The following is an 18,968-nucleotide window of genomic DNA, read 5'->3' as shown; positions in this document are numbered from 1 at the left end:
AAGCTACACAGATTGGCAGATATAGTATTCCTTACAACCGTTTTTTTGGGGTGCACACCATCATTCGTGGCGTGCACCCCAAAAAAACGGACTACTTGCGCTTTTTCTTTTCTCGGATATTCACCGAAATCTGAATCGGGGAACCCTCGAAACCAAACTCTTCACGCAGGCAACGTTCGATGTAACGACGATAACCGTGCTCAAGGAAGCCAGTAGCGAAAATCACGAAGCGCGGTGGGCGCGTCGAAGCTTGGGTCGCGAAAAGAATGCGTGGCTGCTTGCCACCACGAAGCGGATGCGGATGCGCAGCCTGAATCTTGCCCAGGAAAGCGTTGAGCTTACCGGTTGGAATACGCTTGTCCCACGACTCCAAGGCGCCACGCATAGCTCTGGCCAGACGATTCGTATGCCATCCGGTCTTGGCCGACAGATTCACGCGCTGGGCCCACGTCACGCGGTCGAACTCGGTCTTCCACAAGCGTTCCATGCGCTGGCGATCGAAATCATCCATCAAATCCCACTTGTTGAATACCAGAACAACGCATCGGCCGGCATCCACGGCCTGACTCATCACCTTCAGATCCTGATCAGAGATCGGCTGAGAAGCGTCGAACAGCACCAGTGCAAGCTCCGAACGCTCAATCGCGGCCTGCGTGCGCAACGACGAGAAATACTCGGCGCCGGACAACTTGTGCAGGCGACGCTTGATGCCGGCGGTATCGATGAACAGCCAATCCTCACCATCAACCGTCACCACCTCATCGACAGGATCGCGGGTGGTTCCAGCCAGATCGTTGACCACGGTGCGCTCTTCATGCGCCAGCTGGTTCAGCAAGGACGACTTGCCGACGTTCGGGCGTCCGACCAGTGCCACACGACGAAGATGCGACGGAGTGAGGAACCCGGAAGTCTTCTCAGCCTTCTTCAACGAATCCAAAGCCGCGTCAAGCAGTTCGCCGATGCCACGGCCGTGCATGGCGGAAATGCCGTATGGCTCCCCCAAACCCATCTTCCAGAATTCGGCGGTCAGATACTCGCTCTCACGATCGTCGACCTTGTTCACCGCAAGCGTGACCGGCTTACCAGAGGCTCGCAGCATCCTTACGATACGCTCGTCAGTATTGGTAAGTCCAACCTGACCATCCACCACAAGCACCACGGCGTCAGCAAGCTGAACGGCAATCTGCGACTGCGACGCGATGGCGGATTCAATGCCTTCGACATCGGCTTCCCAACCACCGGTATCGACCAGCTTGAAATCAGTGCCGGCCCATTCAGCATCGTAGCTCACACGGTCTCGGGTCACGCCTGGAGTATCTTCCACAACGGCCGCACGACGTCCGAGAATACGATTCACCAGCGTGGACTTGCCAACGTTCGGACGTCCAACAACGGCAAGCACGCCGACCGGCTTCGGGCCGGACTGGCGTTCGCTCCCAACGAAAGACGATCCATCAATCAGTCCTTCATCGCCCTCATCCAACTCATAATCATCAAGATTGGACGCATATTGGCGGTATTGCTGCTCTTCAATGGCGTCATCGACAATGCGTACAAGCACATCAAGGGTTTCGCCGAAATCCAAATCGGAATTGTCGACAGTCAATACACCTTCCGCTGCGGACGTGAAATGCGTGACCTTGGAATCAGCCTTGTCTCGTGCCGCAACATTTTCCGCGCCAACTCCGGAAGCCGACTGCCCTGCTCGACGGGCTTGGCGGACTTCCTCACGAGCGGTAAGCAATACACGCACTTCAGCATCCGGCGCGACAACCGTAGTGATGTCACGGCCTTCGGCGACCACACCAGCACCTTCGGAGAAGGAATCGGAAGCCGCTTCACGGGCAATATACGCGCGTTGTGCGGCAATAAGCACATGCCGGACCGGAATGATGTTCGACACCTTGGACACATGGGATGACACTTCAGAGGAACGGATCGCCTCACTGATGTCTTCGCCATCGGCATATACCTTCGGATCGTCCGGATCGACACTGATGTCAAAATGACCCTCGGTGAAGAACTCGCCCACGGTTTCGGTGACTAGCTGTTCGTCGACAGTCTCCGTATCGAGGTCGATACCCTTGTTCATGCACCACCATGCGCAGGCACGATACATGGCTCCGGTATCGAGATAGGCGAAACCGTAATACTTGGCCAGCGCCTTGGACGTGGAAGACTTGCCGACGCCCGCAGGTCCATCAATAGCTACGCGGATCACAGGCCCACCGCCTTGGACAGGGAACGCACCTCAGTCTGCGAAAGCACACGGTACGATCCGGACTTCAGATCGCCAAGTTTGATCGGACCGATCTGAGTGCGCACCAAACGCCTGACCGGGAAACCGATCGCGCCGAAGATACGACGGACGATACGGTTCTTGCCGGAGTGCAGCACCACCTTGACCAGGGTGCCATCGCGGCTGGCATCAAGAATCGCGCAACGGTCAAGCTTGATCCAACCGTCGTCGAGCTGCACGCCGGTGGTGACCAGTCGGCGGCACACCTGACCGCTGATACGACCTTCCAATGTGGCGATATAGGTCTTCTCGACCTCATACTTGGGGTGCATGACATGCTGGCTCAACTCGCCGTCGTTCGTCATGAGAATCAGGCCTTCGGAATCGTAATCCAGACGACCCATGTGGAAAATACGGTCATACTTGTCGCCGACGATGTCGCTCAGGGTGTAACGTCCCTTCGGATCCTCCATGGCGCTGAGTACGCGCTTCGGCTTGTTCAAGGCAAGCGTGACATGATTGGGGTTCACACGAACACGGGAGCCGTCCACGCGAACTTCCTGGTGTTTCGGGTCGACGCGCGTTCCCAACTCGGTGACAAGTTCACCGTCGATTTCGACGCGTCCTTCAGTAATGATCTCTTCACATTTGCGACGGGACCCAAAACCTGCCTGAGCAAGAAGCTTCTGCAGACGGATACCTTCATTGTCATGCGTATGCGCCTTCGCGGCGCGGGAATATGCGTTTGGCATCGTTCTCCCAACGTGGCCGGATAATACTTATAGGGACTGCTGGTACTATGGCAGTCGTTTGGCGATTTCCAAAAATCGCAACTTGTCCACTATATGACAGAGGAAAGACTATGACTGCTGTTGAAGCAACGTCCATAACTAAGGAAGAGCAAAGCAAGCCGCTGGCACTTCGTGTCGGAGCGGAACTTGTGGGAAGCTTCATCATCTGCTTCGCGATTTACGCGATCTGCTCGCTTGGCTCCGCAGTGTACGGCATCAATATGGCGTTCATCGCCCTGCTGACGGGCATCGTGTATGCCGCGGCCACCGTAATCTTTGGATCCATCTCCGGAGCGCAATTCAATCCGGCCGTATCCGTCGCCGCCATGCTCACCGGCAAGACCCATGTGCTTGATGGCATTCTGTACATCATTGCCCAAGTGCTCGGCGGCATTGGCGCCGGTGCTGCCATCCGATTCCTTCTGCCAAGTTCCGAGCAGGTGACATTCAAGATCTGGATGACGCCGACGATCAACGGCTTCGATAAGAACTCCGTCTCCTACTCCACGCTTGGCAACTATGGCGTGACGTTCAGCATCACCTTGGCCATCGCTGTCGAAGTCATCGCAGGCATCGTCATTGTTGCCGCCGCGCTTCGCACCACGGGCGAACATGGCGAGTCCAGTACGAACCATGCCGTCGCCATGGGGCTTACCTACGGTATCGGCACCGCCATCGCCTACCCGGTGACCGGAGCTGCATTGAACCCGGCACGCGCTACTGGTATCGCTATTTTCGCGCAAAACCAGGGCCTGAATGAGGAACCACTGCAGCAGCTGTGGGTCTTCTGGATCTGCCCTGTTCTCGCCGCTGCCGTCGTTGCACTTATCGTCATTGTCTCCGGTATGGTCAGCACGAAGAAGAACACGCCGGATGCCGAAGTCGCCGATGAAATCGAAAACGACACTGCTCTCGACGAAGCGTCAGTTTCCGACGGGAACGATGGTGAGGAGAATGAGCAGTCCAGCGCCCAAACCTATACCCATGAAGGCGTCGAAAGCAACTGACCGGACCTTCCATGGACTGCGTTCACGCAATACCAGCCTGACCAGCCCAGTAACTATGGCCGTCACCGCGATCGCAGCGGTGGCGGCTTTTGTATATCCTGCAACCGCAAGCACCGTCGCAATAATCACTACGACTGCGACGATCCATTCGAACCACGGTTTGCCCTCATGATCTTCGGAAACGTAAGGATGGCTCATTCCGAGGCCTTTCATATCTCGCTTGCCTGCAACAATCGTAATCATAATAAACGTGGCGTCCGAAACCAATACAGAATCGGACGCCACGCTAATCACAATACCCTCGTATGAGGGCTGGAACGATCAGTGGAAGAAGTGGCGGGTACCGGTCACATACATGGTGACGCCGGCCTTGCGGGCCGCTTCGAACACTTCCTCGTCGCGGATGGAACCACCCGGCTGGACGATGGCCTTGACACCTGCGTTGATAAGAATCTCCGCACCATCGGCGAACGGGAAGAACGCGTCGGATGCCGCAACAGCGCCCTGAGTTCGATTTGCACCATCAGCCAGCGTATTCGCACGTTCAACGGACAGGTTGGCAGAATCGACACGATTCACCTGACCCATGCCGATGCCGACCGTGGCCTGATCATGGGCGATCAGAATGGCGTTGGACTTGACGCAACGGATGGCTCGCCAAGCGAAAACCAGATCCTTGACGGTCTGCTCGTCCGCCGGCTCGCCGGAAACCAGCTTCCACGCATCCGGATCATCGCCCGGAGCGTCGATGAGATCAGTGGACTGCACCAACAGACCACCGTCAATCTGACGGAACTGCGTCTTGGACTTCGGCGGTTCGGCAACCTTCAGAATACGAAGATTCTTCTTCTTGGTCTGCAACAGCTCAAGGGCATCGGCATCATAGTCGGGAGCGACGATCACTTCGGTGAAGATAGGACGGACGCTTTCTGCCATTTCCATGGTGACCTTGCTGTTCGCAGCGATCACACCACCATAGGCACTCATCGGGTCGCAAGCATGCGCCTTCTTGTGCGCCTCAGCGACGGTGGCTCCAATGGCAAGGCCGCACGGATTGTTGTGCTTGACCACGGCGACCGCAATCTGCGGAGCGAAATCCCACACGGCACGCCAAGCGGCATCGGCATCAACATAGTTGTTGTAGCTCATCGGCTTTCCACCGAGCTGTTCGGCATGTGCGAAGCCGTTCTGGTTCAGCGGATCGAGATACAACGCGGCCTGCTGGTGAGGATTCTCACCATAGCGCAGAACGTGGGCGCGATCCCAAGTACGGGTGAATGCGGCCGGGAACTTGGCCTCATTCACTTCCGTCTCACCTTCGGCAGTCGGCTGATCGACGGTAGCTGGCTTCGGCCAATGCTTCGCGGTCCACTCGTTGATAGTGGCATCATAAGACGCCGTGTGAGCAAATGCTTTACCGGCCAGCCAGCGACGTTCCTCAAGGGAGAAACCTTCACCGTTCTCGATACGGGCCGCGACCAACGCATAATCGTTCGGATCCGTGACGATGGCCACAGTGGCGTTGTTCTTCGCCGCTCCGCGAACCATGGACGGGCCTCCGATATCGATCTTTTCAATAGTGGCAGCTTCGTCCGCACCGGAACGAACCGTATCAGCGAACGGATACAGGTTGACGACCACCAAATCGAACGGCTTGATGCCAAACTTTTCCAGTTGAGCCGCGTGGTTCTCATTGGTCATATCAGCGAGGATACCTGCGTGGATATGTGGGTCGAGAGTTTTGACACGGCCATCGAGACACTCGGGAAAACCAGTGACTTCCGAGACTTCCGTCACCTTGACGCCGAGTTCCGCAAGACGCTTTGCAGTGGAACCCGTGGAAACCACTTCAGTGCCGGCTTTGATGAACGCCTCGGCAAGAACTTCGATACCTTCCTTATGGAAGACCGATACCAGAGCTCGACGTATCGGTCGATTCGTTGTTGTCACCTTGCTCCTCCTTATTGTTGATGGTTGAGGTCACTGTGCGGGCCGCATCGGTGATCCCACGATTATTTGGTTCGAGAACCGCAGCGGATGTACCACTCCTGCCCTCGCGGACACGCTTTATGACCCAGCGTATTCCGAAAAACATGAATACGGCCACCAAAGTCAGCAGCCACGATGAGAACAGCCCGACTGCAGTGGGCTGCCCGACCTTACGAGTCGACGCAATTACATCGACACCGACATGCGCAAGATGCTTTGATCCCAGTGCCCCGTTAGAGATGGAGAACAGCAAACTCGAGCCTACCGATACGATCACGCAGGACATGCAGAATGTTCCCGCAGGATAGGCGAATCCAGACACCACCCGCTTGACGTCAATCTGGTGATCAGCATCATCAACTCTGATGTGGAATCCCTTGTTGAACAACATGACGATCATGCCTGCGATACAGGGCAACGCCAAAGGAATGCACATCAATGCGATTCGGACCCAGTCCGTTTCAATTGCCGAAGGAAGCAGACCGAATATCGGCAGCGACGGCAATGCCGTTCCCTGACCGCTCCACATAGTGAATTCAGCAAGGTCGCCAATTGAAAAACCTGCTCCGAACACCCAGGAAACCGCCCAAATCGCAATGTTCGGAATCCACGCGAGCATAGCGATCGTCGTAAGTATACGAGAGCCACTCTGCATTCCCGACAATTCATACAGCTTCACCATGGCCGACTGATTGCAAAACGCCCAATACACGACCACGATCAGGCCAATGACCAAATAGACCGCAATCAACAACAGACCAAGAGCTAAGCCTATAATGATTGTCTTACGGACCGGCAACGAGACATGCTTGCCAGTCCATTCCAAACCTCGCTCGGTCAGCGGAGCCCCGGGAATCAAGGCAATGGCATATCCCAGTATGAAGACGAACGCCGTTTTCACGATAATCATGCCAGTCGTGTCAACAAGCTCGGTATCGACGCTGTTGGCGAAGAATATGTTAATCAGCACCCAGCCAATAGTCCCCGTCACACATCCGGAGAAACTGGTCCCAATACGCTTGGCAAGCGATGAAATAAGTGCGATCAGCATAACCGTCAGCAGCAACGGCATAATCGTCAGTGTGATGGATCCGGTCTTGAAACCGGATCCTTGGCTGAGAAGCACAACCGCTTCAGTCAGGGGAACGGAGAAGGCGGACAGATTGTCGCCGCCTTCCTCCATGGAGATGATCAGAAGCATCAGAGCTATATAGCAGCCGAGGGCGACAGCATAGATAATCATGGACGCTGCCGCTACGGCAAGCCCTTTCAACCAATACTTCAGGTTCTTTGCCATCATATCGACTTGGAAGCGAGCACCTCGCGCATGATTTCAGCAGTCTGCCCCGGAGTTCGTCCAACACGGATGCCCACGGCTTCGAGTGCTTCCTTCTTGTCTTGCGCGGTTCCCTTGCCGCCTGAAACGATGGCTCCAGCATGGCCCATCTGCTTGCCTTCCGGCGCCGTGAAGCCTGCGATATAGGCGACGACAGGCTTGGTCATATGCTCGGATGCCCACTTGGCAGCATCCTGTTCGGCGCTACCGCCAATTTCACCAATCATCACGACGGCCTTGGTGGCATCATCGTTTTCGAATACTTCAAGGGCCTCCTGCAACGTGGTGCCAACGATGGGATCGCCGCCAGCGCCTAAGCATGCAGTGAAGCCGATGTCGGACAGCTCCCCCATCAGCTGATAGGTAAGGGTGCCGGACTTGGACACCAAGCCCAAAGGTCCACGGGAGACGATGCCGTCCGGAATGATGCCGAGATTGCAGCCCTGCGCATTTTCCGTCGAAGGAAGCGTAAGCAGACCAGGGCAGTTCGGCCCGACGATGCGTACGCCCTTGCGCAATGCGAGCTCAACGAAATACGCACTGTCGGCAACCGGAATACCTTCGGTGATAACCACAATCAACTTGATACCGGCTTCAATGGCCTCAACCACGGCGTCTTTAGCAAAACGTGGCGGTACGAACACAACACTCGCCTGCGCACCGGTAATTTCAACGGCTTCGGAACAGCTGCCAAAAACATGCAGGGTAACATCTTCGCCGTTTTTTGCTTCAGGGAAATTGACTTCCTGACCGGCCTTGCGAGCATTGACGCCGCCGACGATATTGGTGCCGGCCTTCAGCATGCGCGCGGTATGGGTCATACCCTGGTGCCCAGTCATGCCCTGCACAATGACAGGTGTGCCATCCTCAACGAAAAGCGTCATTTTCAGCGAACCTCCTTGCCGTTGGCCGCAAGGCGTGCAGCCTGCTGTGCGGCCTCTTCCATAGTCTGTGCGACATGCAGATTGACTCGATTGGCTTGGGCAAGAATGCGCAGACCCTCAGCAGCGGCATTGCCGTCGAAACGGACCACCAGAGGCTTAGAGCTGCCAAGCTTGTCAAGAGCTTCCAGAATGCCCTTCGCCACCTGTTCGCAGGATGTGATGCCACCATACACGTTGACCAGCACCGATTCTACCTGCGGATCAGAAAGCACGATCTCCAGACTGCTGCACATCACTTCGGCAGACGCGCCGCCACCGATATCAAGGAAGTTTGCGGGCTTGACATTGGTTCCCTGATCCTCACCGGCACCGGAAACGGCGTCGAGCGAGCTCATCACCAAACCGGCACCGTTGCCGATTACGCCAACGGAACCTTGGAGATGCACATAATGCAAGCCATGCTCACGTGCCTTCTGCTCGAACGGATCGACATGCACCGGGTCTGCGAACCGACTCCAACCATCGTGGCGGAACGCCGCATTGTCGTCTAAAGAGATCTTGGCGTCCAACGCACACAGTGTCTTGGACGATTCATCATCCGGATCACCGATCTTGGCAAGCGGGTTGATCTCAACAAGCGTAGCGTCATTGTCTTTGAAGCACTGCCACATCTTCAGCAGGATCTGTGCGGCCTGATTAACATCGGCATGATAGAAGCCAATGCTTTCAGCCATCTTGGTAGCCGCTTCGAGGTCGAAATCCTCAAGCGCGTCAATATGCAGACGCTTGACGGATTCCGGATGTTCCTTGGCGATCTCCTCAACCTCGGTGCCGCCATTCGCTGTAGCAAGCACATCGAAATCACGGGAGGAACGATCCACAGAAATGGAGACATAGTACTCGTGAAGAATGTTCTTTGCCTCGGCCACCAACACACCGCTAACCTTGTGCTTGTGAATGGTCATCGGCAGGATGCCTTCGGATGCAAGAATGGCCTCATCGCGATTCTTCGCCAGCCTGACACCACCAGCCTGGCCGCGATGACCAATCTTCACCTGAGCCTTGATCACATTGGGGTAACCAATCTGCTCGGCAGCCTCAGCCACTTCATGAGAGTTCTGCGCGAACACTGCCTTAGGCGTTGGAATACCTTGCTCTTCAAGCAGTTCCCTAGCCTGGTACTCATAGAGATCCATGGATTCTTTTCCCTTGATGCTATTGGTTGTTTACAAAGAATATACTTAAATCACGCAGGCATGGTGATCAACGAACTAGCTGGATACCCCTGTAGGGACTTCATGCCGTCAATGCCGGTAAGTTCCATAACGAAACTGAAACCAGACACCTTGCCACCGCACTTTTCGATCAGCGCACTGGCTGCATTAGCAGTTCCACCGGTGGCGATCAAATCATCAACGATGAGCACACGTTCACCCTCATGCACGGCGCTGGTTTCGATTTCCACGGCAGCCTGGCCATATTCAAGATCATAATGCTGCGACACAGTCTCAGGCGGAAGCTTACCCGCCTTGCGCACGGCGATAAATCCTTTGCCAAGACGCGCGGCCAATGCAGGACCAAATAAGAAACCTCGCGCTTCAAGACCCGCAACGGCGTCGAAGTCATTGGGATCCACTGGCAGCGCGGCCTCAAGAGCGTCCAGAAGAACGCCAAAGGCACGAGCATCAGCCAATACCGGCATGAAATCACGGAAAAGAATGCCTTCTTTTGGGAAACCGGGAATCGTGCGAATTTTAGAAATGAGGTACTCGGCGTTTTCAGCTCCGACCCTGCTTAAACCGGAAACGGTGATATCCGTTGATGCCATGGCGGTAGTTTCCTTCTCCTTCAATATGCGGCACTTTGCATTATAGGATTTCGACGCGAAAAAGAACGGCGAAAATCCCAAAAATGAGATTCTCGCCGATATCTTTTTATATGCTGTCAGCTGTTCTTCTGTTCGGTCTCAGTCTGTACCGCTTCGATCTCACCCTCAATCGGCTCCTGAGCAACCTGATCTTCATCTGCAGAATCGACGGGAAGCGGGTTGCCGTTCTCATCGACCTCGTCATCATGCACATATGCGGGACGCACGTATTCACGGCTGATGGCGTTGAAGCCGAAACGAATCTGGGAACCTTCGGAATCGATGACGATCTCCTCGTATTCGGTATCAACGGAAACAACCTTGCCGATCACGCCGCCGATGGTGATGACCTCGGTGCCGGGCTGAAGATTGGCACGAAAATCCTGTCGCTCGGCCTGCTGCTGCTTAGCCTTCTTGGACTGCCAGAACATCATGCCAAACATGGCGACAACGATGACGATGAGAAAAATGTAATCCAAAGCACAACTCCTTGAGGTGGACGCTCAAACGGGACCCTATGTCCAAGACAACGAGTCTAGGCTAGATTGCTGACATCAACCTGAGATTCGTCAGGCACCAAACCGAGATGTTCCCATGCCTTACGTGTCGCCACACGTCCCTTCGGCGTGCGCACAAGGAACCCCTCACGAACCAAATACGGCTCGCAAACCGTTTCCACGGTTTCCGATTCCTCGCCGACCATGGCCGACAGATTGTTCAGTCCGACCGGCCCTCCGTTGAAATTGGTGACAATGGCTTTTAGCACCGCGATATCCAAGCGGTCCAGACCTTCAGTGTCGATCTGGTACAACGCCAAAGCCTCCTTGACATCATCTGGATGCACGGTTTCCAGATCATGCACGATTGCCCAATCCCTTACGCGGCGAAGCAGTCGGTTGGCGATACGCGGTGTACCCCTCGAACGCATGGCAAGCTGATGCGCAGCGCCGTCCTCGAGATGGATGCCGAGCATAGCCGAAGATCGTTCGATAAGCTTTTCAAGCTCCTCATGCGGATAAAAGTCGAGATGCGCGGTGAAACCGAAACGAGCCCTCAACGGCGATGGCAGCATGCCTTCACGAGTGGTGGCACCGATCACCGTAAACCGCGGCAGAGTAAGAGGAATGGAGGAAGCGCCCGGTCCTTTGCCGACCATTACGTCAACACGAAAATCCTCCATGGCTATATACAACAATTCCTCGGCCGCACGTGGAAGGCGATGGATCTCGTCGATGAAGAGCACTTCCCCGGCATCCAAAGAACTCAGAATGGAAGCCAGATCGCCGGCATGTTGAATGGCCGGACCGGAAGTGACTCTGATCGGCACTCCAAGCTCGTTGGCAACAATCATAGCCAACGTGGTCTTGCCCAAGCCCGGAGGCCCCGCCAAAAGAATATGATCTGGAGGAACGTCGCGCTTGCGGGCAGCATCCAAAAATAGCTGCAGCTGCGCCTTGAGCCTTGGCTGTCCGATGAAACCGTCAAGAACATGGGGTCGCAGTTCCTCATCGCTCACCGTCTCGTTGCCGACGGGCGATGAGGAAACCATGCGGAGTGATTCCTCGTTGGCACCAGTATTCGGCTGGTCGAATGCAGAGTCGTTCGTCATGATGGTGCGATTCACCTACCTCGATCAAGGGACGCCAACGCGAGTTTGAGCACACGAGGCACGTCATCGTCTCCCAGTGGAATATCGATATGGTTGCTCTCGCAGACGTCTTGCACGGCATGAACGGCATCCTGTTGACGCCATCCAAGAGACATCAGGCCTTCCACCACCTGTTCCGAACCAGTATCTTCCGTGGAACGTGTTTCAGGAGAAGCGCCTTCAATCTGGCTAAGGTCAATGGACCCTTTAAGCTCAAGGATGATTTTTTGCGCACCTTTTTTACCTAATCCTGGCGCTTTCGCCAGCGCAGTGGCATCGCCGTCCGCCACGGCTCTCGCCAAACGTTCCGGAGGCAACGTCGAAAGCAAGGAAAGGGCAACCTTCGGGCCAATGCCACTGACCTTCTGCAATTGCAGGAACATACGTTTCGATGCGAGCGAGGAAAAGCCATACAGCGTGATCGCATCCTGCGAAACGTTCAACGACGTGTACACCTTCACCGTTTGACCGGCGTGCATGGAAGCCAGATCTGCCGAAGGCATCCTGGTCTCATAGCCAACTCCCCCGACCTCAATGATCGACGAAGCCGCGTCAATGGAATCGACTTGGCCATGCAGCATGCCTATCATGCCGTCACCTCCCATAAACAACTATAGAACATTTGTTCGATAGTCTACATTCCTCTGCGGACGCCACGCTGCCGTGCCGCATTCTGCGAGGCAAGCGCCCATTGACGTTGCGCATCAGTGAGATGCTGTTCACGTTCGCCTCCTTGCAGCGCACCCGCAGGACGAAGGGCATGGCAAATCGCAATGGCCAAGGCGTCGGCCGCGTCAGCAGGTTTGGGCAGGGTATTCAGCCCCAGAATACGGGCGACCATACGTTCCATCTGAATCTTTTCGGCCTTGCCGTTGCCAGTGATCGCCATTTTCGATTCAGTCGGCGTATGCAGGGCAACGGGAATGCCACGCTGGGCTGCAGCCAACATGGCCAGCCCGGCCGCCTGCGCGGTCCCCAACACGGTGTTGCGGTTCTCTTGTGCGAACACACGTTCAATGGACACGGCATCCGGCGCAAACCGTTCTATTTTTTCAACCAAACCATTGTATATGGCCAACAGGCGCAAATCCTGTGACATTTTCGGATCGGACCGCACCACATCCACATGAATAAAAGAAAGCCGGCGGTATGCGCCGGCTTCGATCACGCCGACCCCGCAGCGAGTCAGCCCGGGGTCGACGCCAAGAATAATCACGCTCGATTACTCCTCGTCAAGCTGAGCCATGACCTCATCGGAAGCGGTCCAGTTGGAGTAGATGTTCTGCACATCGTCCAAATCGTCGAGGTTGTCGATGAGCTTGGACACCTTCTGAGCATCCTCAAGAGTCAATTCAACCTCGTTCTTCGGCATCATGACCAGATCAGCGGAATCGTAATCGAAACCAGCATCCTGCAGAGCCTTACGAACATCGATCATTTCGGAAGGATCGGTGACAACAGTGAACACATCGCCATCTTCGGTCACATCCTCGGCACCAGCTTCAGCGGCCTTTTCGAACAGATCGTCGAAATCAACGCCTTCGGCAGGAACGATGATCTGGCCCTTGCGCTCGAAGTTGAAGCTCACGGAACCGGAGGTAGCCAAGGAACCATTGCCCTTGGTCAGGGTGGAACGCACTTCAGCGGCCGCACGATTGCGGTTGTCGGTAAGGCACTCGATGATCAGACCGACGCCTGCGGGAGCATAGCCCTCATAGACGATATCTTCGTAGTTGGCACCGCCGGCCTCTTCACCAGAACCACGCTTGACAGCGCGCTTGATGTTATCGGCAGGCATGGAAGCCTTCTTGGCCTTGTAGATGGCGTCGTACAGGGACGGGTTGCCGTCAGGATCACCACCACCCATACGTGCTGCAATCTCGATGTTCTTGATCAGCTTGGCGAACAGCTTGCCACGCTTCGCGTCGATGGCGGCCTTCTTGTGCTTGGTGGTCGCCCACTTGGAATGACCTGACATAATGCTCCTAGGCAGGTTGCGGATGTTTCAAACGAAACGATTCTAAAGCGGTTCTAAGACAAAGCGCCTGACATACGGTTGTCAGGCGCGTCAACATTCGCCGTTTGCAGGCAGTTATGGCTGATATGTCCTATGGCCGGCAGTCATCTGTCGACGCGCTTCGAGAATACGCTGGAACACTGTGGCCACACCCAAAACCGCAAGCAATACCATGCCAATGGCCAACCATAAGCCGTGATGCGTCAGCCCAGTGATCGCCATGCCCACCAAAATGATGACCAGTCTGTCGGCGCGTGTTGCGATGCCGTTCTTCACCTCGAAACCAACAGATTCCGCACGGGCACGCGCATACGACGTCACAAACGACGTCATCATCGACACCATGGCCGCGCCAACACCAACCCAACTGATGTAATCCGGGCTTGACTGGCTGATGTCATACCACCAATCGGCGTGCAAGATGAAGAAGACTATTACTCCGGCAAGCAACGCCCAATCGGCGATACGATCCAACGTGGAATCCAAAAAAGCGCCGAACTGAGTGCCTCCCGTGGTCAGCTTCGCGATCGAACCGTCCAGGGAATCGGCCAGCACCAGCAATGTAAGTACTACGGCTCCCGCGAAAAGCCATCCTGTGATGCCGGCGACGAAGGCAACCACAATGGTTCCGATGGTGCCTATGACCGTCACCGCATTTGCGGTCAAACCAATGGATATCAACGCTTTGGCAAGCGGTTCTATGAGTTTTTTGAATGGTGCACGAAGATGTTCTAACATGCGGATTCCTGTTTCTCGGAAAACAAAAAGGGCGCGCAAGCGTCAATATGATGCTCGTGCGCCCTTATATGATCCATGATCTTATAAGACTGAATGCAAGCGAATCGGCTCAGTCTGCGATGGCGGCCTTGAAGTCGTCGACGTCGTTGACCTGCACGCGCTTCTTGAGCACGGTCATGATCTGCGTCTTGGCTTCATCGACCGGCACGCCGTTCAGCTGGCTGCCATCACGGAAGCGGAAACTCACCGCATTGTTGTTCATGTCTTCCTCGCCAACGATGAGGATGAACGGAACCTTGGACTTGGACGCGTTGCGGATCTTCTTGCCGAAACGATCGTCGGACATGTCGATTTCGCAACGAACCGTTTCTTCTTCGAGGCTGGCGATGAACTTCTGCAGGTGCGGAGCGAATTCATCGGCAACCGGCACACCAAGCACCTGAACCGGAGCGAGCCATGCCGGGAAAGCGCCGGCGTAATGCTCAAGAAGCACGGCGAAGAAGCGTTCAATGGAGCCGAACAGCGCACGGTGGATCATCACCGGACGCTGGTGGGTGCCGTCCGCAGCGATGTATTCCAAGCCGAAACGTTCCGGAAGGTTGAAATCAAGCTGGATGGTGGACACCTGCCAGGTACGGCCGATGGCATCACGGGCCTGCACGGAAATCTTCGGACCGTAGAAGGCTGCGCCGCACGGATCGTCAACCAGCTCAAGGCCGGATTCCTTGGCGACTTCGGCCAGCGTATTGGTGGCTTCCTCCCAGATCTCGTCAGAACCGACGTACTTGTGCGGATCCTTGGTAGACAGCTCCAGATAGAAGTCATCCAGACCGAAGTCCTTCAATAGGCCAAGCACGAAGGTCAGCAAGCTCTTCAACTCGTCCTTCATCTGCTCGCGGGTGCAGTAGATGTGGGAATCATCCTGAGTCAAGCCACGCACGCGGGTCAGACCATGAACCTCGCCGGACTTCTCATAGCGATACACCGTGCCGAATTCGAACAGGCGCAATGGCAGCTCGCGGTAGGAACGCTGGCGGGACTTGAAAATCAGGTTGTGCATCGGGCAGTTCATTGGCTTCAGGTAGTAGTCGAAGCCCTGCTTGACGACGTTGCCGTTCTCGTCTTTTTCCTCATCCAGACGCATTGCGGGATACATGCTATCCTTATACCAATGCAGGTGGCCGGAAGTCTCGTACAGACCGCCCTTGGTGATGTGCGGAGTCTGCACGAAGCTATAGTGGTGCTTGCGATGCATTTCGCGGGAGTAATCCTCCATCGCGTTGATCACGGCAGCGCCCTTCGGATGGAACACAGCCAGGCCCGGACCGATCTCATCCGGGAAGGAGAACAGATCCATTTCCGCACCAAGCTTGCGGTGGTCGCGCTTGGCGGCCTCCTCAAGACGAGTCTGATAGGTCTTGAGATCTTCTTTGGTGGCGAAAGCCGCACCATAAATGCGCTGCAGCATCGGATTGGCTTCGCTGCCACGCCAATATGCGGCTGCGGAACGCTCGATCTTGAACGCCTTGATATAGCGGGTGTTCGGTAGGTGCGGGCCGCGGCACAGGTCCTTCCAAACCACATTGCCGTCACGGTCGACATTATCGTAGAAGCTCAGTTCCTTGCCGCTGATTTCAGTGGCGGCCTCCGGATCGAGGTGGGCTTCCTTATCTTTGATCAGCTCTAGCTTGTACGGCTGATCAGCTTCTTCCGCCAAAGCCTCCTCTTCGGTCACCACGCGGCGACGGAAGGACTGGGACGACTTGATGATGCGCTGCATGCGCTTTTCGATCTCTTTGAGATCGTCAGGAGTGAACGGAGTCTCAACATCGAAATCGTAGTAGAAACCATCTTTGATGACCGGGCCGACACCAAGCTTGGCGTCCGGGCGGATCTCCTGCACGGCCTGTGCCATGACGTGGGTCGCGGAGTGGCGCATAATGGCCAAACCGTCTTCGCTATCAAGCGCGATTGGTTCCACAACATCGCCGTCATGCAGTTCGGTATACAGATCGCGAGGTTCGCCGTTAATGCGCACCGCGATGATGTTCTTGTCTTCTGCAAAGAGCTGGACGCCAGTCTGGTCTGCTGCCACCTCCTTCGCTTCGCCGTTGAGTGTGATGGAGATGGTCTGTTCAGCCATGGGTTGTCCTTTGCTATCGGGGTCCGCGTTACTAATGTGCAGGCCTGGACTGTATGTCAACGATGAACAAGATAGGGTTGAGGGCAGACATCGGCACGCTGAAAAGGTGAACGGCACGCTACAACGCAACTATTTTTAGGATCGGCCAAAAGAAAACGCTACTTAAGGCGTTATTCGACGACATGCGCATAAGTGTACTGCGGCGCGCTTCGCGTCGACGTGATTTCCACCTTGTCGGAAGGCACAATCGACACGGTGGAGCCATACTTCACCTTCAAACGTGAACCGACACCGCCCGCAAGATTGACGGCGTTCTGCAGATTGTTGCTATCCCCTATCGCCTTGATGATGAATGGCGCCTCAATATTCGTATCATCGCAGTTGAGACCGTCTGCGGAATCGCTGATATACGTACTGGTAATCACACGAATATCGTTGATTTCAATGACCTCCGCACCGCTATTTCGCAATTCTTCAAGTAACGTGAACAGAATCGACGCATCAATATCCTGCTTTGATCCTTTGGAAATACGGATGACCACGCCTTCTCCAGATACCGGCAGACGTCCGGAAAGAATTCCATTCGATTCGGCATTCTGTTTGGCGATTTCCGCCGCCTTTTCGTTCTTGTCGGCTGTGTCTTTCAGCGAGTCAAGCTGACTGGACAGCTCACTTTTGCGTTGCTCAAGCTTTTGGACCTGCGCGCTGGTTTCACTGATGAGTTTGGTTAGTTCGTCCTCGCTCATCGTCTCATATGTGGACGTTGTGTTGTTCAACTGAATGGCATAGCTAAAGCCGAGCAACGCGCAAAGTATGGTTACAAGCACGCTGGAGTACAGACGGGCACGAGTGGCCTTCGCGTTCAGCGAAATCCGCTTCGGCTTGCGCCTGACCACTGGGAATGATCCGGTCTGGGTGCTGTCGTTGTTCTGGTCCTTAACGATCTGCTCGTGAATTTTGGAGAGCACGTCCTTGTTGTCATCGTCACGTCTGCTCATATCACGTCATCCTTTGAAGATGAAACGTCGGATGGTCGACACATTGGTGAAGATTCGAATGCCGAGCACGACAATGACGGCGGTCTGCAACTGGGAACCAACGCCAAGCTGGTTTCCCAAGAAAACCAGCAATGTTGCGGTGATGACGTTCGAAAAGAAGGAGATCACAAAGACCTTATCGGAAAAGCTGCGCTGGAAATAGGCTCGTGCGGCACCAAGCAGCGCATCGAGCGCGGCCAGAACCATAATCGGCAGATACGGCTGAAGGGCAATGGGAATGTCCGGTCGGACGAACACGCCAATGACCACGCCAATGATAAGTCCCAAGACCGCTGCCATTACTTGACCTTCCTTGCATATGTCACTTCGCCAGTCACCGCCGCTTCCAGTGTAATCGATTTGTTTTTGCTCACTTGCGGATAGATGCCCGCTTCTTTGAAATCATCGTACAAACGTTGTTGTGTTTTCTTGCTCACCGTATCGGCAAGAACGTTGGAATTGCCGATTGCCTCGATGCGATACGGACTTTGCACGGAATTGACTCCGATGAGAATCGTCGTTCCAGCCGTTCGTATGGAAGTCTGCACGCCGAGACGGTATCCGTTGATGGCGATCGCTTCCGCTCCGGCCTGCCAGAGTAGCGAGACGAGCACCTGCAGATCCGAATCTGTGACGACGCGAACCTGACTGCCGTTTTCTCTTGGCAGCGACGAATCCGCGTTGTCACCGCTCACGGACAGCGGATTGGCGATGGTGAGCGTGATGCCTTCGCCTTGCACGGGAAGTATGCCATTGACCATTTCGTCATCCTGTATGGTCTGGTTCAATGACCAGTTCGACACGGATTTCGATTCTTCTTCAACTTGGGCACGCAGCGCATTGACGTCTTTGGTGAGAGTTTCGACGTTTTTTGTTTGCTCAGCCAACTGGCTTGACAGTTGCTTACGCACCTCCTTACGGGGGTCGGTGCTCAACTGACGAACGAATACGCTGCCTGCCGTGCCCACGGCAATGCAGATGAGAAACACCAACACACGGGTAAACCAGACCGAAAACATCGACGGTGTTTTGGTGGCCAGTCTCGAATCCGTATACATCACATCCATCGGACGGTTGGTCAGGTCGTCGATGAGCCGCAGCGAATCATCGTCCAGATTCCGCCCTCTTCGTGAAGTGGATGCAACAGTGTCGGGCTGCACATGATGTGAGGTCAGCCCAGCGAAAGACGCCGAAAAAACGGCGCGCCGCTTCGTGGGCGTATTCTCCGGAGACACCGGAAACGACGCACGTTCCGGAGCATCATGCATCATG

At 55.2% G+C, this 18,968-nt stretch carries 19 protein-coding genes; 1 reads left to right on the top strand and 18 read right to left on the bottom strand.

Annotated features, from left to right (window positions below; all coding sequences use genetic code 11):
• Window positions 1-91: 91 nt before the first annotated feature.
• Both der and NBH13_RS00805 read right to left on the bottom strand, forming a co-directional pair.
• Window positions 92-2,221, bottom strand: coding sequence for a bifunctional cytidylate kinase/GTPase Der (gene der, locus NBH13_RS00810; protein ID WP_144165527.1), 2,130 nt, complete (start codon window positions 2,219-2,221; stop codon window positions 92-94).
• The gene (locus NBH13_RS00805) at window positions 2,218-2,991 is read right to left on the bottom strand and encodes a pseudouridine synthase (RefSeq protein WP_099571866.1); all 774 of its coding nucleotides are present in this window, start codon (window positions 2,989-2,991) and stop codon (window positions 2,218-2,220) included. Before NBH13_RS00805 ends, der begins: the two co-directional genes overlap by 4 nt.
• A gap of 110 nt (window positions 2,992-3,101) precedes the next feature.
• On the opposite strand from NBH13_RS00805, the gene NBH13_RS00800 reads away from it, so the two are divergent.
• Window positions 3,102-4,037 (top strand): MIP/aquaporin family protein, encoded by a 936-nt coding sequence (locus NBH13_RS00800; RefSeq protein ID WP_144165529.1) that lies wholly within the window; start codon window positions 3,102-3,104, stop codon window positions 4,035-4,037.
• Here NBH13_RS00800 and NBH13_RS00795 read toward each other — a convergent pair.
• The 16 genes from NBH13_RS00795 to NBH13_RS00720 all read right to left on the bottom strand — a co-directional run bounded on the left by NBH13_RS00795 (window position 3,954) and on the right by NBH13_RS00720 (window position 18,967).
• Entirely contained in the window at window positions 3,954-4,235 is a 282-nt protein-coding gene (locus NBH13_RS00795) for a DUF3017 domain-containing protein (protein WP_099571914.1), read from the bottom strand. The genes NBH13_RS00800 and NBH13_RS00795 overlap by 84 nt on opposite strands.
• Before the next feature lie 123 nt (window positions 4,236-4,358).
• Window positions 4,359-5,987: a bifunctional phosphoribosylaminoimidazolecarboxamide formyltransferase/IMP cyclohydrolase gene (gene purH, locus NBH13_RS00790; protein ID WP_099571868.1), complete on the bottom strand. Its 1,629-nt coding sequence runs from the start codon at window positions 5,985-5,987 to the stop codon at window positions 4,359-4,361.
• Entirely contained in the window at window positions 5,935-7,323 is a 1,389-nt protein-coding gene (locus NBH13_RS00785) for a cell division protein PerM (protein WP_099571915.1), read from the bottom strand. Before NBH13_RS00785 ends, purH begins: the two co-directional genes overlap by 53 nt.
• Window positions 7,323-8,246 carry a succinate--CoA ligase subunit alpha gene (sucD, locus tag NBH13_RS00780; protein WP_033501080.1) on the bottom strand — a complete coding sequence of 308 codons (924 nt, stop codon included), beginning with the start codon at window positions 8,244-8,246 and terminating at the stop codon, window positions 7,323-7,325. Before sucD ends, NBH13_RS00785 begins: the two co-directional genes overlap by 1 nt.
• A 2-nt stretch (window positions 8,247-8,248) precedes the next feature.
• Window positions 8,249-9,442 (bottom strand): ADP-forming succinate--CoA ligase subunit beta, encoded by a 1,194-nt coding sequence (sucC, locus tag NBH13_RS00775; protein ID WP_099571869.1) that lies wholly within the window; start codon window positions 9,440-9,442, stop codon window positions 8,249-8,251.
• Window positions 9,443-9,492: 50 nt separating this feature from the next.
• A complete protein-coding gene (locus NBH13_RS00770) occupies window positions 9,493-10,074 on the bottom strand; it encodes an adenine phosphoribosyltransferase (protein ID WP_099571870.1) in 582 nt (193 codons plus the stop codon).
• Between the two features lie 116 nt (window positions 10,075-10,190).
• Window positions 10,191-10,556: a preprotein translocase subunit YajC gene (locus NBH13_RS00765; RefSeq protein ID WP_236824369.1), complete on the bottom strand. Its 366-nt coding sequence runs from the start codon at window positions 10,554-10,556 to the stop codon at window positions 10,191-10,193.
• A 92-nt stretch (window positions 10,557-10,648) separates the two neighbouring features.
• Entirely contained in the window at window positions 10,649-11,722 is a 1,074-nt protein-coding gene (gene ruvB / locus NBH13_RS00760; protein WP_099571916.1) for a Holliday junction branch migration DNA helicase RuvB, read from the bottom strand.
• Between the two features lie 11 nt (window positions 11,723-11,733).
• Window positions 11,734-12,351 carry a Holliday junction branch migration protein RuvA gene (gene ruvA / locus NBH13_RS00755; protein WP_144165535.1) on the bottom strand — a complete coding sequence of 206 codons (618 nt, stop codon included), beginning with the start codon at window positions 12,349-12,351 and terminating at the stop codon, window positions 11,734-11,736.
• A 44-nt stretch (window positions 12,352-12,395) separates the two neighbouring features.
• Window positions 12,396-12,977 carry a crossover junction endodeoxyribonuclease RuvC gene (gene ruvC, locus NBH13_RS00750; RefSeq protein WP_099571872.1) on the bottom strand — a complete coding sequence of 194 codons (582 nt, stop codon included), beginning with the start codon at window positions 12,975-12,977 and terminating at the stop codon, window positions 12,396-12,398.
• Window positions 12,978-12,983: 6 nt separating this feature from the next.
• Window positions 12,984-13,739 (bottom strand): YebC/PmpR family DNA-binding transcriptional regulator, encoded by a 756-nt coding sequence (locus NBH13_RS00745; protein WP_033501075.1) that lies wholly within the window; start codon window positions 13,737-13,739, stop codon window positions 12,984-12,986.
• Window positions 13,740-13,853: 114 nt separating this feature from the next.
• The gene (pgsA, locus tag NBH13_RS00740; protein WP_099595631.1) at window positions 13,854-14,516 is read right to left on the bottom strand and encodes a phosphatidylinositol phosphate synthase; all 663 of its coding nucleotides are present in this window, start codon (window positions 14,514-14,516) and stop codon (window positions 13,854-13,856) included.
• A 109-nt stretch (window positions 14,517-14,625) separates the two neighbouring features.
• The gene (gene thrS / locus NBH13_RS00735) at window positions 14,626-16,659 is read right to left on the bottom strand and encodes a threonine--tRNA ligase (protein ID WP_250778524.1); all 2,034 of its coding nucleotides are present in this window, start codon (window positions 16,657-16,659) and stop codon (window positions 14,626-14,628) included.
• Between the two features lie 170 nt (window positions 16,660-16,829).
• Window positions 16,830-17,657: a DUF881 domain-containing protein gene (locus NBH13_RS00730; RefSeq protein WP_099571875.1), complete on the bottom strand. Its 828-nt coding sequence runs from the start codon at window positions 17,655-17,657 to the stop codon at window positions 16,830-16,832.
• A gap of 6 nt (window positions 17,658-17,663) precedes the next feature.
• Complete coding sequence (locus tag NBH13_RS00725) at window positions 17,664-17,996, bottom strand: small basic family protein (protein WP_099571876.1); 333 nt, start codon at window positions 17,994-17,996, stop codon at window positions 17,664-17,666.
• A complete protein-coding gene (locus NBH13_RS00720) occupies window positions 17,996-18,967 on the bottom strand; it encodes a DUF881 domain-containing protein (RefSeq protein WP_250778522.1) in 972 nt (323 codons plus the stop codon). Before NBH13_RS00720 ends, NBH13_RS00725 begins: the two co-directional genes overlap by 1 nt.
• Window position 18,968 lies beyond the last annotated feature (1 nt).

Source organism: Bifidobacterium intestinale, from assembly GCF_023656765.1.
Classification (GTDB): Bacteria; Actinomycetota; Actinomycetes; order Actinomycetales; family Bifidobacteriaceae; genus Bifidobacterium; species Bifidobacterium hominis.
The sequence above is the reverse complement of the archived record's forward strand: the minus strand, read 5'-3'. Positions and strand labels throughout refer to the sequence as shown.

Bases quoted from the DNA above. Each gene is read 5' to 3' on its own strand.
- NBH13_RS00720 (WP_250778522.1), bottom strand. From the start codon at position 18,967: ATGATGCATGATGCTCCGGAACGTGCGTCGTTTCCGGTGTCTCCGGAG.
- NBH13_RS00770 (WP_099571870.1), bottom strand. From the start codon at position 10,074: ATGGCATCAACGGATATCACCGTTTCCGGTTTAAGCAGGGTCGGAGCT.
- NBH13_RS00805 (WP_099571866.1), bottom strand. From the start codon at position 2,991: ATGCCAAACGCATATTCCCGCGCCGCGAAGGCGCATACGCATGACAAT.
- NBH13_RS00725 (WP_099571876.1), bottom strand. From the start codon at position 17,996: ATGGCAGCGGTCTTGGGACTTATCATTGGCGTGGTCATTGGCGTGTTC.
- thrS (WP_250778524.1), bottom strand. From the start codon at position 16,659: ATGGCTGAACAGACCATCTCCATCACACTCAACGGCGAAGCGAAGGAG.
- NBH13_RS00730 (WP_099571875.1), bottom strand. From the start codon at position 17,657: ATGAGCAGACGTGACGATGACAACAAGGACGTGCTCTCCAAAATTCAC.
- NBH13_RS00800 (WP_144165529.1), top strand. From the start codon at position 3,102: ATGACTGCTGTTGAAGCAACGTCCATAACTAAGGAAGAGCAAAGCAAG.
- sucD (WP_033501080.1), bottom strand. From the start codon at position 8,246: ATGACGCTTTTCGTTGAGGATGGCACACCTGTCATTGTGCAGGGCATG.
- pgsA (WP_099595631.1), bottom strand. From the start codon at position 14,516: ATGTTAGAACATCTTCGTGCACCATTCAAAAAACTCATAGAACCGCTT.
- sucC (WP_099571869.1), bottom strand. From the start codon at position 9,442: ATGGATCTCTATGAGTACCAGGCTAGGGAACTGCTTGAAGAGCAAGGT.
- NBH13_RS00785 (WP_099571915.1), bottom strand. From the start codon at position 7,323: ATGGCAAAGAACCTGAAGTATTGGTTGAAAGGGCTTGCCGTAGCGGCA.
- NBH13_RS00795 (WP_099571914.1), bottom strand. From the start codon at position 4,235: ATGAGCCATCCTTACGTTTCCGAAGATCATGAGGGCAAACCGTGGTTC.
- NBH13_RS00765 (WP_236824369.1), bottom strand. From the start codon at position 10,556: ATGTTTGGCATGATGTTCTGGCAGTCCAAGAAGGCTAAGCAGCAGCAG.
- NBH13_RS00745 (WP_033501075.1), bottom strand. From the start codon at position 13,739: ATGTCAGGTCATTCCAAGTGGGCGACCACCAAGCACAAGAAGGCCGCC.
- ruvA (WP_144165535.1), bottom strand. From the start codon at position 12,351: ATGATAGGCATGCTGCATGGCCAAGTCGATTCCATTGACGCGGCTTCG.
- ruvB (WP_099571916.1), bottom strand. From the start codon at position 11,722: ATGACGAACGACTCTGCATTCGACCAGCCGAATACTGGTGCCAACGAG.